We start from the raw sequence: 15,309 nt of genomic DNA, 5'->3' as shown, positions 1-15,309 counted from the left end.
GCGTGGCCGTGCGACCGGCCCGGCTGCTGTCGATCGACCCGGCGTCTCGCAGGATCGCCAGGTGTTCGCCGGCCGTCGGTGCCTCAGTGGGTCGCCTGCCGTGCGGCCTGGTCCCGGATCCCGCTCAGCACGGCGTCGAGCAATCGGTCGAACTCCGCGGCGGACCCGAAGTCGGCTCGGAGAGGTGCGAGGGCGGCCATCGTCGGGTATGCGGTGGCGTCGATCGCGAGCCCGTCGGGGCTGCCGCTGAGGACCGCCAGCAGATAGCCGTTGAGAAAGCCGAACAGCGCCATCGGCGCGTCCGCGGCTACCTGGTCGGGCAGGCCGGCCTGGCGCATCGCGGCGACCAGATGTTCCAGGGCCGCCAGGGCCACCGGCGAGTTCTGAGGGCGAGTGGCCAGCAGCGGGAACACCCGAGGGTGCCGGTAGGCGATCTGTCGATAGTTGTGCGCCGTTTGCCGGGCGACCTGTTCCCAACCGTAGGGCGCCTCCCCCGCGCCGGCCTCCATCTCGGCGATCACGGCCTCGGAGATCGCGTCCAGCAGCGCCGCCTTACCCTTGATGTGGTGGTAGATCGACATCGGGTCGACTCCGAGGTCGTCGGCGAGCCGCCGTACCCCGAAGCGGTCCAGGCCGTCGCGGTCGACCAGCGCGACGGCGGCGGCCGCGATGCGTGTGCGGTCGAGCCCCGCCGAGGTGCCCCGTGTGCGTCTGGTCACGTCCGCTCCTCCTCGCTTGCCAGACCTACACCGTAGAATCTACTTGCCGAGCAAATCTACAGCGTAGGTTTAAGAGGGGAGGAGTCGTGATCGGCACTGTCGACCGTCTCCCGTACGAGGGGGAGCCCCTGGGCGAGGTCGCTGTCGCGGATCGACCGCCTGAGCCGGACTGGTCGACGACGACGGAGGAGGAGCTCGAGTTCCTCCGAGCCACCCTCACCGCGTGACGGCCATCGGAGCATTCGGCGTCATCGCCTGGCTCTGGACGACCTCGGCCGTCAAGGCGGGCAAGCGGTGGGCCCGCCCCGCCGTGATCACGATGTTCGTGCTCGGCGCGAGCGTCGGGCTGACCGGGCTGCTCATCAAGGACACCTCCGGCGAGACCGGCCTGCCGCCGGCGCTGGGCTGTGCCGGCATGGCGCCCTGCCTGGCAGGACTCCTGGCGGTCGCGTTGTTGTGGAGACGACCGCGACCGGTGTGACGCCGGCTCCTGCGGGCTCCGCAGGCGATGGGCGCGGGCGGCGGCGCTCCCGACACCACCCGAGCGACGGCCCCGCCCCGGAACACACGGACCCACGTCAGGTCACCGATCTGACGTGGCCCCGGGCGAAGACTCACGCCCGAAGACTGCCGCCGTCCCCACCACCGGAGCCCAGGGAGCCCGATGCGGCGACCACGGCATCCGCTGATCGACCGATGAGATCTGCGGCGAGAGGAAGAGCCGGTCGTGAACACATGTGCTGCTGTGAGTTGACCTCGGCGACCCGGGCAGTGAGTTCGCTTCGCCCATACTGCTTGCAATTCACCACCGCCCGGCACTACCGCCCCGGCAAGCGGTTGCAAATCACAAGCGGAAGGGGCTGCCATGCTGAGGCAGGTCGCGGAGGGCGTGCTGGTCCACGAGAGCGAGTTCTGCCAAAGCAACGCCGTTGTCGTGCAAGGCGGCGCCGACGTGCTGCTCACCGACCCCGGGGTGCAGGGCCACGAAATGGCCTGCCTCGCCAACGATCTTCGCGAATTGAGCCAACCCGTTGTGGCGGGTTTCTCGACGCATCCGCATTGGGATCACCTGCTCTGGCACGCCGAGCTCGGCGCGGCGCCTCGCTACGGCTCGGCCCGCTGTGCGGCCACTGTCCGAGATCGGCTGTCGCACGCGGGGGCGAAGGCCCGCATCGCCGCCCAACTGATACCGCCCGACATCGCCGAGCAGGTACCGCTGGACCTGCTCGGCCTCATTACCGGCTTGCCCGCCGACACCGTGCAGATTCCTTGGAGGGGTCCCGGTAGCAATGAAGAAATTTTCAACGAAGTAGCACCTGAGCTGCGAAAACGTAGAAGTTGGCCTCCTGTGGCGAGTCGATGATCACTGCCGCTACGTTCGTTCCGGTTTTGTCCGGTACGGCGCGTGGAGTGGTGCATTGTCAGAGAAGATGTTCTCCGAGGAGCAGTTGGCGCAGTTGCGCTCGTTCCCGGAGATCAGCGCGGATGAGTTGATCCGGTATTTCACGCCGACGTCGGCTGACGTGGCGTTCGTGAGTCCTGGTGGGCGGGGCCCTGTCGATCGGCTGGGCATGCTGGTCCAGCTCTGCACGCTGCCGTGGCTCGGATTCGTGCCCGACGATGTGGCCTCGGCGCCGTCGGCGGCCGTGGCCCGGGTCGCGGAGCGGCTGGGCGTGGCGCCTGCGGCGCTGCGGCTGTACGGCAAGCGCGAGCAGACCCGCTCGGACCACCTGGGCCAGGTGGCCAAGTATCTGGAGTGGCAGAGCGCCCCGGCGGGCAGCCAGGCGATGAAGGAGCTGGAGCAGTTCCTGCTGGACCGGGCGATGGAACACGACTCGCCGACGCTGCTGTTCAACCTGGCGCGCGAGTATCTGATGGCGGCCAAGGTGATCCGGCCCGGCGCGCTCATCCTGGCCAAGATGGTCGCACGGCCCGCAAGGGCGCCACCGATCTGACCTCGCAACTGGTGGGACACCTGCTGACGAAGGAGCTCCGCGCCGACCTGGAACGGAGCTGGTGGTGGACGCGGGGCTGGGCATGACCCGGCTGGAGTGGCTGGTCAGCCCGGCCCGGGACGCCTCAGCGACCTCGGTGAAGACCGCGATCGACAAGCTGACCTGGCTACGCGCGATCGACGCCCATCAGATGGACGTGTCGGTGCTGCCGAACGAGCGTCGGCGGTTCCTGGCCCAGGTCGCGCGCCGCTCGACGAACCAGGGGCTGGAGCGGCGCAAGGAGCGCAAGTTCCCGATCCTGCTGGCGTTCGTCACCCAGGCCGCGGTCGACCAGCTCGATGAGGTGGTGGCCCTGTTCGACCAGGCCGTCAGCGCGCGGGAGTCCCGGGCGAAGTCGAAGACGGATGAGGCGCTGGTCGAGCGGGCCAAGAAGGGCGAGGCCCGGCAGCTGGTGATGGAGCTGATCCTGCCGGTGCTGGCCGACCCGTCGATCCCGGACGATGAGGTGGGCGGGATGCTGCGCGAGCGGATCGGCATGCAGCGGCTGCGGGAGATCACCTCTGATGCGTGGAAGCCGCTGCCCCGCGACCATGGCCGGTTGTCGGAGCTGGAGTCCTCCTACACCTATCTGCGCCAGTTCACCCCGAACGTGCTGGCCGCGATCGACTTCCAAGGCGGGCCGGGCACCGGCGAGCTGATGGAGGCCGTGACCATCCTGAGGGAGATGAACCGGCTCGGCGGCCGGAAGGTCCCGCCGGGGGCGACGGCCGGCTTCGTGCCCGCCAAGTACGCCGACTACCTGGCCAAGGCCCGCAAGTCCGGGGAGGACACCGCCTACCGGCACTTCTGGGAGCTGTGCGTGATCTTGTCCCTGCGGGACGGGTTGCGCAGCGGGGACGTGTTCGTGCCCGGCTCGCGCCGCTACGCCGATCCGGCCACCTACCTGTACACACCCGAGCAGTGGGTGCCCCGGCGCGGTGAGTACTGCCGCCTGGTGGGCAAGCCGCCTGGCGCGGCCCAGGCGCTGGAGCAGGGCAAGGAGGAACTGCACACGGCTCTGCAGGAGCTGGAGAAGACGCTGGCCCAGGCGCTGCCGGATGACACCGGCATGGTCCGGCTGGATGAGGACGAGCATCTGGTGGTGCCGCCGCTGTCGGCCGAGGACGTGTCGGCCGAGGCCAAGGCGCTGAAGGACGAGCTGGCCGGGATGCTGCCGTTCGCGCCGATCGCCTCGCTGCTGATCGAACTGGACGCGCGCACGCACTTTTTGGACTGCTTCACCCACGCCGGCGGGCGCAAGCTCAGTACGTCCGTGGAGACCAAGCGCAACATCTTGGCGGTGCTCATCGCGATGTCCACGAACCTTGGCCTGGCCCGGATGTCGGAGGCGTGCGGGGTGTCCTACGACGTGCTGGCCTGGACGATGGAGTGGTATGTGCGGGAGGAGACACTGCGCGAGGCCAACACGGTCATCGTCGACCACCACTACGGCTTGGAGCTGGCCAAGGTGTTCGGCGGCGGCACCATGAGTTCCTCCGACGGCCAGCGCTTCCCCGTCCGCGGTAAGACCGTGACCGGCCGGAACATGGTCATTCACGGCGGCCAGGTGCTGTCCACCTACACCCATGTCTCCGACCAGTGGTCAACGTACGGCACGAAGATCATCGTGCCGACGGCGCGGGAGGCGCACTACGTCCTGGACGACTTCCTGGGCAACGCGACCGACCTGCCGATCGCCGAGCACGCGACCGACAGTCACGGGGCGACGTTGATCAACTTTGCGTTGTTCGACCTGGTCGGCAAGGCGCTGACCCCGCGGTTGCGGGACCTGACCCGGGTCACCCTGGTCCGGGACCACACCCCGACCGAGATTGCCAAGCGCTACCCGCACGCCGGGCCGCTGCTGGGTGCGCGCTGGAACGAGGACCTCATCGCCGGCTGCTGGCCCGATCTGCTGCGCATGGCCGGGTCGCTGAAGTACGGGCAGGCCACCGCCTCGCTGATCGTCGGCAAGTGGTCGGCCGCCTCCCGGCAGAACACCCTGGCCGCCGCGCTGAAGGAGTGGGGCATACTCAGAAGGACCGTGCATCTGGCCAAGTACCTGTCGGACCCGGTGTTCAGGAGGAAGATCTCCAGGCAGCTGAACAAGGGCGAGAGCCTGCATGCGCTGCGCCGGGACCTGCACTACGCGCAGCAGGGCACGATCACCCGCCCGCACCTGGAGCAGCAGACGGAGCAGGCGTGGTGCCTGACGCTGCTGACCAACGCGGTGATCGCGTGGACGACCGAATATTATTCCAGAGCGGTGCTGGAGCTGCGTTCCCAGGGCCGGGAGGTGAGCGACGAGATCCTGTCGCACATCTCGCCCGGGCACAGCGACAACATCAACTTCTTCGGCGTCATCAACGTCGACGTCGAGGCGGAACTGGCCAAACTCGACACCAGCGGATGGCGGCCACTGCGGCCCGCGCAACTGCGCGAGCCAGGGCTGACGCCCTGACACGCCCTGACACGCCCTGCGCCGCGCTTTATGAAGGGAGATGGCGCAGGCGGTTGATCTGGGGGTGGCCGGCGCCCGGGCGCGGGCCACCCCCTCGTGCTTACGGCCCGTTCTGGGAGAGCGCGACGATGAGTTGGAGCATGCCGTAGGCGGCCGTCATGGTCTCGGCGTCGAACATGACGGTGCGCTCGTTCCTGGTGACGCCGGACATGAAGCGGCCAGGTCCGCCGAGCGCGGCTGATGCCGGTCGACCTCGATCTGGAGCCGGCACGGAACCTCCAGTGGCGGAGCGTCGGCATGAAGCCGGATCGCCTGACCGACGTGCGGCGCAGGCGGTGAACCATCCCTTGAAGGTGATCGCCGGTGCGCACGCGTGAGGATCTATCGAAAGGTGGACGACTGGCGGCATGCCACTCGGCCAGGCTGAGGGGCCATGAAGAAGACGATCATTGCCGTGCTCGGCACAATGCTGCTCCCCGTAGCAGCGGGGACGCCCGCGGCGGCGGACTCCGGGCTGTCCTGGCAGGACTGCGGAGACGGCCTGCAATGTGACCAGATCATCGTGCCCGCCGACTGGGCCGCTCCAAAAGGGAAGCAAATCACGCTGGGGCTCGCCAAGCTCCCCGCGCGTGACCCGGCCACCAGGAAGGGCACGCTCGTCCTCAACCTGGGCGGCCCCGCCCAGCAGATCTCGATCCTGCGCCAGGTCAAGGACACCCTCGCCGACCTGACGACCTGGTTCGACGTGGTGCTCTTCGACCCGCGCGGGTTCGAGGCGAGCACCGAGGTACGCTGTCCCCGACCGGCGCCGTATCCCGCCAACGGGCAATGGGTGTTCACCAACCGTGCAGCATTCGCCCAGTACACGAAGCAGAATCACCGCTTCGGCCTGGGATGCGCCGAAGCCGCCGGCCCGCTCAAGGGCAACCTGAACACCTGGCAGGGAGCCCGCGACCTGGAAGCCGTCCGGGTGGCGCTGGGCGAGCGAAAGCTGAACTACTACGGCAACTCCTACGGCGGCGTCCTCGGCGTGGCCTACGCCGAGTACTTCCCGTCCCATGTCGGCCGCATGTACCTGGACAGCCTGATCGACCACACCAACCGGTCGTGGGATGAATGGGTCCTGGCCAGAGCGAAGGTCAAGGAAGACAACCTGCACCGCTTCGCCGAGTGGTGCGACACCGACCGAAGGTGCGCGCTGCACGGCCGCGACGTGCTCAAGGTGTGGGACGAGGTCATGGCCGGCGCCGCCGAACAGCCCATTCCCGCGCCCGGTGCCGGAGCGGGTGCCATGGCCAGCGCGGCCCTGATCGCCTCCCGCGTGACCGTCTCGTTCGACGCGACGTGGCCCGACCTGGCCACGTCCCTGGCCGAGGCGGACGCGGGTGACGCCACCCGGTTCGCCAAGCCGTTGGCCGGGGCGCCCGACCCGGACCTCAGCAGGATCACCATGTGCGCCGACTTCCCGTTCCCGACCGCATACCGTGAGGTCAAGGCCATGGAGGCACGGCTGAGAAAGACCGCGCCGCGCATCGGCTGGACTGCGGCCTGGCCGATGGCCGGCCTCTGCACCGGGCTCCCCGGGAAGACGTCCTACCCGCCCCATGCGATCCGCCCGCGCGGCCTGCCGCCAATCCTGATCGCCAACGGCGAGTACGACGACACGGCCGCTCCCGCCTACGGACGCCGGGTCGCCGCGCAACTCGACGGTGCCCGCTACCTGGCGGCCAAGGGCGGGCACGCGCTCTACTGGAGCGGCAACCCCTGCGTCCGCGGCCACGTGCACCGCTACCTGACCACCGGGCAACTCCCGCCCGCGGGCACCACCTGCGGTCCGGCATCATCGTGACATGCACTGGCGCAGGGAGATTCTGCTCGTCGCCGGCGCCGCGAGCGCCGCGGCGCTGCTGACGGCACTGCATCGGCGGGTCCCGGCCGACCTGCCGCTCCTGGCTGTCTTCAGCACCGGAGTGAGCCTCCCTCTGCTGACCCGCAGGGTGCTGCCGCTGACCGCCGCCGCGACGTCGGCGGTGATCGCACTGGCCGGGATGGCGCAACTGCACCGCTGGGAGGGGATGCTGGTCACGATGGCCCTGTTCTGCACGGCGGTCTACCACCGCCCGCGGCGTCCGGGGCTGGTGCTGGCGGTCTCCACGTGCTGGATTCTCGGCACGGGGACGGTGATGGGAGGCGAGGGCGTCCCGGAGCTGAGCAGCATAGTGATCATGAGCGTCGCGCCAGTGGCCACCGGCTACGCGCTGCGGCTGCACCGCGATCGGGCCGACCAGTCGCTGCGGCTGCAGCGGGCCGAGGCCGAGCGGGTGCTGGCCGAGGAGCGTACCTGGCTGGCCCGCAACGTGCACGACAGCGTCGGCCACCACCTGACCGCGATCCGGCTGCAGGCCGCCGCGGCCCGGCGGGCGCCCCGCGACGCGCCCGCCGAGCAGGCCCTTCGGACGATCTCGGACCTGTCGCAGGCGGCGCTCACCGAGGTGCGCGGCCTGCTGCGGACGCTCGACGAGCACCCGGCCGCCATCCAGCCCGGCACCGCCGACCTGGAGCGCCTGGCCGGACGGCTCACCAGCGCGGGCCGGACGGTCACCGTGCGCCGCTCCGGGACCGGGGACGCGCTACCGCCGGCTGTCGATCACACCGCCTACCGGGTGGTCCAGGAGGCGCTGACGAATGCCGTACGGCATGCGGACGCGACCGAGGTCACCGTCCACCTGCGGCAGGACGACCGCGGCCTGCGCATCGAGATCTGCGACAACGGCGCCCCGGCCCCTGCGCCCCAGGCCGAGGGACGGGGCATCCGCGGCATGCGGGAACGGGTGCGCCTGCTCGGCGGCACCCTGTCGGTGGGACCGATGGACACGGGCGGCTGGCGGGTCCGCGCCGACCTGCCCAGGGAAGGGAACGCGTGGTGACGATCCGGGTGCTGGTCGCCGACGATCAGGAGGCGGCGCGGGAGGCGCTGCGACTCATCCTCGACGGCGAACCCGACATCGACGTGATCGCGACGGCTGCCGACGGCGCCGAGGCGGTGCACCAGGCGCTGTTGCGCCGGCCGGACGTGGTGGTGATGGATCTGCGGATGCCGGGCATGGACGGCATCGCCGCCATCGGCCGCCTCGCCGCCGTAGATTCCGCCCCCCGCATGCTCGCCCTGACCACGTTCGACCTCGACGAGTACCTGTTCGGCGCGCTGCGCGCAGGAGCGGCCGGTTTCCTGCTGAAGGACAGTGACCCCGACGTGCTCGTCGCGGCGGTCCGCGAGCTGCACCAGGGCAGGGGATTGATCGACCCACAGGTCACCGGCCGCCTGATCAGCCGCTTCGCCGCGCTGTCCCCGCGCCCCGCCACCCCCGAACTCGACCTACTGACCCCGCGCGAACACCACGTGCTACGCCTCCTGGCCCGAGGACTGAGCAACGGCGAGATCGCCTCCGCGTGCACCATCGAGGAGGGCACGGTCAAAACCCACGTCAACCGGATCCTCACCAAACTCGGCCTCCGGACCCGCGTGCACGCAGCGATCTACGCATACGAACACGGGATCGTCACCCGCGATGCACCTTGACCGTCCGCCGGTCTCATACCCCTGTCCCACGAGACGAACATCCGACGATGAGCGCTTGCCTCATCGCGATATATGACACAGAACTTGCATTATCTCTCACATGGGCGGCAGTTAGGCTGTGTTTGCCCAGCTCGGCATTCGCCGCAGCGACGGCGACTCCGCTACATTATGTGTCACATCGCCTGTCCGGAGGTCGCCCGTGTCCGTCGTGGCCTTCCCCGCTCACCCGACCCCACCGGCCGATCCCGCCACCGGCCCGGCGACCGGATCGCCGATCGCGGCCGCCGTCGAGCGTTTCCTGGAGTCGATGCAGGCGGCCACCACCCGCACCAGCTACACCGAGACCCTCGCCCGCCTGACCGCCGTGGCCGGCCTGGACTATCCGGTCGCCGCGCTGACGCCCGAGCAGTACGCCGCGGTGATGGAGCGCTGGACGACCGCGGCCGCCGCCACCTGGAACCGGCACCTGTCCGCGCTGGTCTCCTTCACCACCTGGGCCCAGCGCCAGGACCTCCTCGCGACCAACCCCGCCCGGCGGCTGGAGCGCCGCAAGCCCGCCCGGCGCGGTGACCGCGCCATCCCAGCCGCCCGGCTGGACAAGCTGTTCACCAACCCCGCGCACGCCCTGCGGGAGAGGGTGCTGTGGAGCTCCTGTATGACACGGCGGCCCGCGCCGAGGAGATCCTCAGCCTCAACATCGAGGACCTCAACCTGGAGTTCCGCCGCGCCCGGATCGTCTCCAAGGGCGGCGCCATCGAGTACGTGCACTGGGCCACCGCCACCGCCCGGCTGCTGCCCCGCCTGCTGACCGGCCGCACCGCTGGGCCGGTGTTCCTGGCCGACCGGCGCGCCCCCACGTCCGGCTCTCGCGCCCCCGCGCGCGGTGACATCTGCCCGATCACCGGGCGGGGGCGGCTGTCCTACCCGCGCGCCGAGTACCTGTTCAAGACCGCCTCCGCCGAACTGGATCCGCACCGCCAGGGATGGACCTTGCACCAGCTCCGGCACAGCGCGTTGCAGCATCTCGCGCAGGCCGGACGGACCGCCCCGGAGTTGCAGGCCAAAAGCCGCCACCAGCACCTGGCCAGCCTCGGCCGCTACGTGCGCCTGGGCGAGGAGACCTCCGCGCGCATCACCGCCGAAGCCGATCCCGCCCAGCGCCGCCGTCCCTGCTGACTCCCACGCCACGCGCTGGAGCGAACGCGATCAGGAGACCGCCCGCGCCGTACCCGAACTCCGGCTTGTCGTCGCTCATGGTCAACACCGTAAGCGAATCGAGACCTTAGCCATAGGGGTCCGCATCAATCCAGGTCAGAGGCTACTTCGTTGGAAATTTCTTCAGTGCTACCGGGACCCCTTGGACAGCCCTCACGTCCGGATCACCGAGCATCAGGCGCATGCCCCGGGCCATGCGGCGCTGTTGATCGAGGGGTGCGGCGTTCTCGTCGCAGGCGACATGCTTTCTGTGTCCTGATTCCGATGCTCGACTTCAACGACACCGCGGACTCGATCGAGGACTACCTCGCCGCGCTGCGGCTGCTCGAGGGCGCGGCGGACGACGTCGACGTCCTCGTCCCCGGCCACGGGTCCGTCGGCGGAGCTGATCAGGTACGCGCACGGATCGACCAGGATCGCGCGTACGTGCACGCCCTGCGTAACGCCCAGGTTCCCAGCGACCCGCGGATCGGCCCATCGGCCACGTACGGCTGGGTGGCCGGCGTGCACGAACGGCAACTCCAGCACCTCGCCCGACGAAGCGAGCGCGAAGGGACGCCCCGCTAACTCGCGGTAGTGCCGGCCCAGCGATGGCGCGGGCATCCGGAGCGCCCCCCCTGTCCCAGCCCTGGTGGCTGTGCATGCGCTTCGGCGAGCGCGAAGCCATACACGGCGTTTCGTTCACTGCGCCAAGGCGTGAGGACTAGGAGGTGAGGGGGTGCGGCGCCCGCTGGGTGTGGTGGTCCAGCAGGCGGGTGAGCAGCTGCACGAACTGGTCGCGTTCTGCAGGGGTCAGCGGGGCGAGCAGCTCGTCGTGGAGGTCGTCCAGAACCTTGTCCAGGCGGCGCAGGCGCCGCCGGCCCTGAGCGGTGATGGTGATGACGTTGCGGCGGCGGTCGTCGGAATCCGGCATCCGTTCGACGAGGCCGCGCTCGGCCAGCTCGTTGAGGACGCCGACCATGTCGCTGCGGTAGATACCGGTGCGCCGGCTGAGTGTCGCCTGGCTGCCCGGGCCGAACTCCTGCAGCGAGGCCAGCACCGCGTAGTGCCACTTGCGGGCGTCGACCTGGGCCAGCCCCTCGTTCACCAGCCGGTCCGACTGCGTTGACACCCCTGAGAGCAGGCGGCTGGCACGTCGGCGCAGCCTCTCCGGCGTCTTCGTCTCGCCGTCGTGAGGCATGTCCACGGCTTCGGCTCTGCTGGTCATGCCGCGATCCTATCTTCCTTGCGTTAGTCCGGCTAACGATATATATTCGTTCGGGACAGAAACGTTAGACAGATAAACGTTAAATCTATGAACGAAAGAAGGCGTCATGTCCACGGATACCCTGGTCGCCGACCGTATCGAGATCGCCGACCTGTTCACCCGCTTCGCGCGCCTGCTCGACGAGAAGCGATGGCAGGATGCGGACACCGTCTTCGCCGACGATGTGGAGGTGCATTCGCCGCGCGGAGGCGAACTCCGCGGGATCGACAAGGTCGTCGGGTTCATGCGACAGGGCGAGGTCGAGGGGCAGCAAACCCAGCACCTGACCACTGACCTGCTGGTAGAGGTCGACGGCGATCAGGCGGCTGCCTCGGCGTACTCGCTCGTGTTCTACTACCGCGAAGGCCAGGCACCCCACTTCACAGGCGGCCTGCGAACAACCTCCACTGTCGTACGGACGTCGGCAGGCTGGCGAATCCGTGAACAGCGGATCACTCCCGCCTGGACCCGAGAGAACTGATCTCCCGGGGCCAAGGACGTACCGGGGGGCGGGCGATTCGCAGCCGATCCACGCGAACCCGACGCCGATCACGGTGCCGAGCAGGGTGGCCACCACCGACAGCAGCACCGCCTCGGTCGCCGGCATCCGCCGTAGCTGCCTGCGGGTGAGCCCGAGCGCACAGCATCGCGTGTTCGCGGGCGCGTTCGAGCACGGAGAGTCCCAGGGTGTTCGCGATCCCGATCAGGGCGATCTCGGTCGGCTGCCCACCTCATCACTGAGGCAACCTGGCCCTGAGCGGCCTGCTCAGCGGACTCGGTCGTAGACCATGGCCATCTCGCCCAGCTTGCCGGTCTCCTGGTGGGTGAGCGTCCACTTCGTCGCCGGCAGGCCGTCGTCGAACAGCCGCCGCCCGCCTCCGGCGATCTCCGGGAAGATCATGAGGTACAGCCGGTCGAGCAGGTCCGCCGACAGGAGCGGTTTGATGACGCTGGCGCTGCCGTTGACGAGGATGTCGCCCCCGCCCGTGGCCTTGAGGTCGGTGACGACATCGGCGGCGGGAGCGTTCACGACGCGGGTGCGCTCCCACGGCGCCTCCGTCAAGGTGGTCGAGAAGACCACCTTCTCCGTGTCGACCAGCCACTTGGCGTATCCGCGGTCACGCGGATCGGCGTTCTCGTCTTCGGCGACCGATGGCCAGTAGCCCATGAATCCCTCGGCGTTGTTCCGGCCGAGCACCGCCGTCGTCGCACTCTCCCAGATGCGGTTCATGTGGTCTCGCGCGACCTCGGTGACCACGTACGGAGCGAACGCGGCGAAATCGCCGGGCCCGCCGGGACCGTGGCAACGCCCGTCGAGGGTGAGACTCAGGTTCGCGGTGACCCTGCGGCCGGTCGGCTTGGTCATTGCGTGGTCCGTGTGTCGGTGTGGTGTGCATTCGCGGCGAGAGTCGCAGCGAGCTTGTCGAGGCTCTGGCCGAAGCCGATCTCGATGCCTGCGATGAAGTCAGCGGATTCGACGGTGCTGTCGGCGATGCGGAACAGGACGTCGAGGTCCGTACCGCTGTCGGTTGGCCTGAGGTCGAGGTCGAGGTGGGCGGTGAAGGCGCGGCCGCCCTCAGGAAGCAGCGGGGAGAGCCGGTAGGCGAGGTGCTCGCAGGGACGCACTTCGTCGACGACTCCCTCCGCGCGCCCGGCGAGGAGGTCCGAGCCGTCGGCGTCCTCGGCGTCGCGGTACTCATGGGTGATCCGTCCGCCCGGTCGTGCCTCGAACACGAGCTCGGAGACACGCAGGTCGTCCGGCGTCCACCAGCGGGCGAGCAGGGAGGCGTCGGTCAGGTGGCGCCAGACCAGCTCGGGCTGCCCCGCCAGCGACCGGTGGAACCCGAACGAGCGGCCGTCGGCCCATCCCGGCTCTTTCGCGGCGATCCGCTCAGCGTGGAGGCTGAGCCCGTAGTGATCGTAGGTCTCGCGTGGGCCGCCGACCTGGTCGGCGGTGTCGGCGAGCCGGCCGAGCGCAGCCGCGAGCTCCCGCAGGGGTTCGGACCGGAGCGCGTAGATGCGGCGCTGACCGGTGCGCCGGGAGGTGACGATGCCGGCGCGTTCAAGGGTCTGCAGGTGCTTGGTCGTCTGCGGCTGGCGAGCCTCGGCCAGTTGGGCCAGGACGCCGACCGGCCGGGGCCGCTCGGCCAGCAGAGTCACGAGCCGCCATCGGACCGGGTCGGCCAGCGCGGTGAGGAGTGCGTCCACGAAGAGAAGTATTCGCTGTAGCGAATATTCGTTTCAAGGAATAACTTCGAGGATCCGCCTCGCAGAACTGGTCATGTCCGCGAGCCGCAGGAGCTACATCCGGCTCTGCGCGTACGCCTGCAGTGCGTCGCGGACGAACATCGCCCCCGCGGCGTCGTCGTACATGCCGGTGAAGCGGGGGTCGTCGACGTACATGTTCCCCAGGCCTTTCACCATCTCGATCGAGCGCTCCCGGTCGCCGTCGGCCGTGGGGGTGCCTGGGATCTGGCTCAGCCACTGGACGTGCCGGGCAGCCAGTGACTGCGCGTGTTCCGATGTCGGAGAAACCCCGGCCTTCGCTGCGGCGACCCATGCGGCGACGAGGTCTTCGGCGGCCTGCTTCCAGGCCCGCTGCTGGTCAAGGGTCTTGCCGTGCCACCAGTCGTTGCTCACCTGGAACGCGCGCTCGCCCCAGCGCGAGATCACCTCGTCCTTGTAGTGGTCGTTGAACCCCGCCAGCATGACGTCCATCTGCGGTTCCGCCCCCGCCTGCAGGGCCTCGAGCGTGTGACGCACCGACCGGATCTGCCGTTCGACGCGGTCGCGTTCCTCTTCGAGTGCGGCGATATGGGCGCGGAGCCCGTCGCACGTGTCCACCTCGTCGGCCAGGACCTTGGCGATGGCCGGCAAGCCCATGCCGAGCCGGCGCATGAGCAGGATCCGCTGGAGCCGGGCGACCGCGGTGGGGTTGTAGTAGCGGTACCCGTTCGCGCCGACCCGGGACGGGGCCAAGAGCCCGACGCGGTCGTAGTGACGCAGGGTGCGGCTGGTGATGCCGGCCCTCGCCGCGAGTTCCTGGATCGTCCACTCCATCGTTTCAGTGTCACCCGCGGGGGAGCGTGGCGGCGATGATCTCCGAGCTGCCGGCGTGCAGGACCTGCGCTGCCGTCTGACCGGTCGCCGCCAGGTAGGTGTCGACCAGCCGGTTGCCCGCGGCGTACCCGGCGCCCATCGGCAGTCCCACCGGGGTGAGGCCGAAGCGCTCGGCGCTGGGGTCGCCGTGCACCCAGGCGGTGAAGTTCTGCATGCCTGTCACGTCGAGCCCGGTAAGCACCTTGCCGAAGATCTCGTCGTCGTGCAGGTGCGGTACGCCGATGCGGGTGGCGCCGAGCTCGTCGCCGTAGAGCTGGCGGGCGAAGGCATCGGCCAGGCCCTCGGAGACGATGTGATCGCCGACTGTGACGGTCCTCGGGTCCCACACGACCCCGCCCGGGCCGAACCGCAGGTTGTGGTGGAGTTCGTGCACGGCGGTGGCCTCCAGCCGCTCCACGTTCTCGGGGAAGGGCCAGAGCGTGATCACGATGTGGCCCGAGATTCCGCCGAACCCGGTCACTCCTTGGCAGGGACCCATGAAGTGCTCGTCACCCGGATCGCCGAGCACGAACAGCACGGTGATGTCCGGGGCCCTCAATCCCGGCGTCGCCTCCAGCAGTACGGCGAGAGCGTCGTCGAGGGCGCGTTGCATCCGCTCCCAGGCTCCGGCCGCCGCCAGGGTTTCGAGCGCGTCGAGGCAACGCTTCTCGTCGCGGTCGACGGGGAACCCGGACGCTTCGAGGTGCATGGCCACCAGGTCGACCTCACCGGGGTGGTAGCGGTACATGCCCCTGATGGGCTCCAGCATCGAACGCAGCAGGTCAACGCGGTCCGCGACCGGGGCAAGCAGGATCCGCCTCATGACGGAGTAGGTGTCAAGAACAGTGATCGACATGGCCGCGATGCTAGAAGTTGACGCAGCGTCAAGGTCAACCATGCGGAGGCGTGCCGTCCTGCGGTGACAGGAAGGGGGTTCCGGTAGTCCTGGCCGAAAAAACAACGGATATCGCAGACCTGCGCTAATCCGGAATCTC

17 protein-coding genes are annotated in these 15,309 nt (G+C 69.3%); 11 read left to right on the top strand and 6 right to left on the bottom strand.

Annotated features, from left to right (window positions below; all coding sequences use genetic code 11):
* Nucleotides 1–83 precede the first annotated feature (83 nt).
* Nucleotides 84–719, bottom strand: a complete 636-nt coding sequence (locus FLW16_RS10495; RefSeq protein WP_142559782.1) for a TetR/AcrR family transcriptional regulator — start codon at nucleotides 717–719, stop codon at nucleotides 84–86.
* A gap of 86 nt (nucleotides 720–805) precedes the next feature.
* Here FLW16_RS10495 and FLW16_RS43555 point away from each other — a divergent pair, with 86 nt between their 5' ends.
* The 10 genes from FLW16_RS43555 (at nucleotide 806) to FLW16_RS10450 (ending at nucleotide 10,536) form a co-directional block, all read left to right on the top strand.
* The gene (locus FLW16_RS43555; protein WP_185949350.1) at nucleotides 806–946 is read left to right on the top strand and encodes a hypothetical protein; all 141 of its coding nucleotides are present in this window, start codon (nucleotides 806–808) and stop codon (nucleotides 944–946) included.
* On the top strand, nucleotides 943–1,200 hold the full coding sequence (locus tag FLW16_RS10490; protein WP_142559781.1) for a PGF-CTERM sorting domain-containing protein: 258 nt from the start codon (nucleotides 943–945) through the stop codon (nucleotides 1,198–1,200). Before FLW16_RS43555 ends, FLW16_RS10490 begins: the two co-directional genes overlap by 4 nt.
* 384 nt (nucleotides 1,201–1,584) lie before the next feature.
* Nucleotides 1,585–2,082 carry an MBL fold metallo-hydrolase gene (locus FLW16_RS10485; RefSeq protein ID WP_221890994.1) on the top strand — a complete coding sequence of 166 codons (498 nt, stop codon included), beginning with the start codon at nucleotides 1,585–1,587 and terminating at the stop codon, nucleotides 2,080–2,082.
* A gap of 55 nt (nucleotides 2,083–2,137) precedes the next feature.
* Nucleotides 2,138–2,674 (top strand): DUF4158 domain-containing protein, encoded by a 537-nt coding sequence (locus FLW16_RS44440; RefSeq protein WP_221890993.1) that lies wholly within the window; start codon nucleotides 2,138–2,140, stop codon nucleotides 2,672–2,674.
* A gap of 64 nt (nucleotides 2,675–2,738) precedes the next feature.
* The gene (locus FLW16_RS10480; RefSeq protein WP_221890992.1) at nucleotides 2,739–5,174 is read left to right on the top strand and encodes a Tn3 family transposase; all 2,436 of its coding nucleotides are present in this window, start codon (nucleotides 2,739–2,741) and stop codon (nucleotides 5,172–5,174) included.
* Between the two features lie 433 nt (nucleotides 5,175–5,607).
* Nucleotides 5,608–7,023 carry an alpha/beta fold hydrolase gene (locus tag FLW16_RS10475; protein WP_142559780.1) on the top strand — a complete coding sequence of 472 codons (1,416 nt, stop codon included), beginning with the start codon at nucleotides 5,608–5,610 and terminating at the stop codon, nucleotides 7,021–7,023.
* A 1-nt stretch (nucleotide 7,024) separates the two neighbouring features.
* Complete coding sequence (locus tag FLW16_RS10470; RefSeq protein ID WP_142559779.1) at nucleotides 7,025–8,101, top strand: sensor histidine kinase; 1,077 nt, start codon at nucleotides 7,025–7,027, stop codon at nucleotides 8,099–8,101.
* A complete protein-coding gene (locus tag FLW16_RS10465; RefSeq protein WP_312847127.1) occupies nucleotides 8,095–8,754 on the top strand; it encodes a response regulator transcription factor in 660 nt (219 codons plus the stop codon). Before FLW16_RS10470 ends, FLW16_RS10465 begins: the two co-directional genes overlap by 7 nt.
* Before the next feature lie 642 nt (nucleotides 8,755–9,396).
* On the top strand, nucleotides 9,397–9,930 hold the full coding sequence (locus FLW16_RS44435) for a tyrosine-type recombinase/integrase (protein WP_221890991.1): 534 nt from the start codon (nucleotides 9,397–9,399) through the stop codon (nucleotides 9,928–9,930).
* A 303-nt stretch (nucleotides 9,931–10,233) separates the two neighbouring features.
* Nucleotides 10,234–10,536: a hypothetical protein gene (locus FLW16_RS10450; protein WP_221890990.1), complete on the top strand. Its 303-nt coding sequence runs from the start codon at nucleotides 10,234–10,236 to the stop codon at nucleotides 10,534–10,536.
* 136 nt (nucleotides 10,537–10,672) lie between these two features.
* Here FLW16_RS10450 and FLW16_RS10445 read toward each other — a convergent pair whose 3' ends face one another.
* Entirely contained in the window at nucleotides 10,673–11,176 is a 504-nt protein-coding gene (locus FLW16_RS10445) for a MarR family winged helix-turn-helix transcriptional regulator (RefSeq protein WP_142559777.1), read from the bottom strand.
* Nucleotides 11,177–11,282: 106 nt separating this feature from the next.
* On the opposite strand from FLW16_RS10445, the gene FLW16_RS10440 reads away from it, so the two are divergent.
* Nucleotides 11,283–11,696 (top strand): nuclear transport factor 2 family protein, encoded by a 414-nt coding sequence (locus tag FLW16_RS10440; protein ID WP_142559776.1) that lies wholly within the window; start codon nucleotides 11,283–11,285, stop codon nucleotides 11,694–11,696.
* A 285-nt stretch (nucleotides 11,697–11,981) separates the two neighbouring features.
* Here the strand turns inward: FLW16_RS10440 and FLW16_RS10430 are convergent, their stop codons facing one another.
* The 4 genes from FLW16_RS10430 to FLW16_RS10415 form a co-directional block, all read right to left on the bottom strand.
* Nucleotides 11,982–12,581, bottom strand: a complete 600-nt coding sequence (locus FLW16_RS10430) for a dihydrofolate reductase family protein (RefSeq protein WP_142559775.1) — start codon at nucleotides 12,579–12,581, stop codon at nucleotides 11,982–11,984.
* Nucleotides 12,578–13,423 (bottom strand): metalloregulator ArsR/SmtB family transcription factor, encoded by an 846-nt coding sequence (locus FLW16_RS10425; protein ID WP_142559774.1) that lies wholly within the window; start codon nucleotides 13,421–13,423, stop codon nucleotides 12,578–12,580. Before FLW16_RS10425 ends, FLW16_RS10430 begins: the two co-directional genes overlap by 4 nt.
* Before the next feature lie 93 nt (nucleotides 13,424–13,516).
* Nucleotides 13,517–14,275, bottom strand: coding sequence for a MerR family transcriptional regulator (locus FLW16_RS10420; RefSeq protein ID WP_142559773.1), 759 nt, complete (start codon nucleotides 14,273–14,275; stop codon nucleotides 13,517–13,519).
* 10 nt (nucleotides 14,276–14,285) lie between these two features.
* Nucleotides 14,286–15,170, bottom strand: a complete 885-nt coding sequence (locus tag FLW16_RS10415) for a DUF2268 domain-containing protein (RefSeq protein WP_142559772.1) — start codon at nucleotides 15,168–15,170, stop codon at nucleotides 14,286–14,288.
* Nucleotides 15,171–15,309 lie beyond the last annotated feature (139 nt).

The sequence above is a fragment of the Microbispora sp. KK1-11 genome, assembly GCF_006874435.1.
In the GTDB taxonomy this organism is placed as follows: domain Bacteria; phylum Actinomycetota; class Actinomycetes; order Streptosporangiales; family Streptosporangiaceae; genus Microbispora; species Microbispora catharanthi.
The sequence above is the reverse complement of the archived record's forward strand: the minus strand, read 5'-3'. Positions and strand labels throughout refer to the sequence as shown.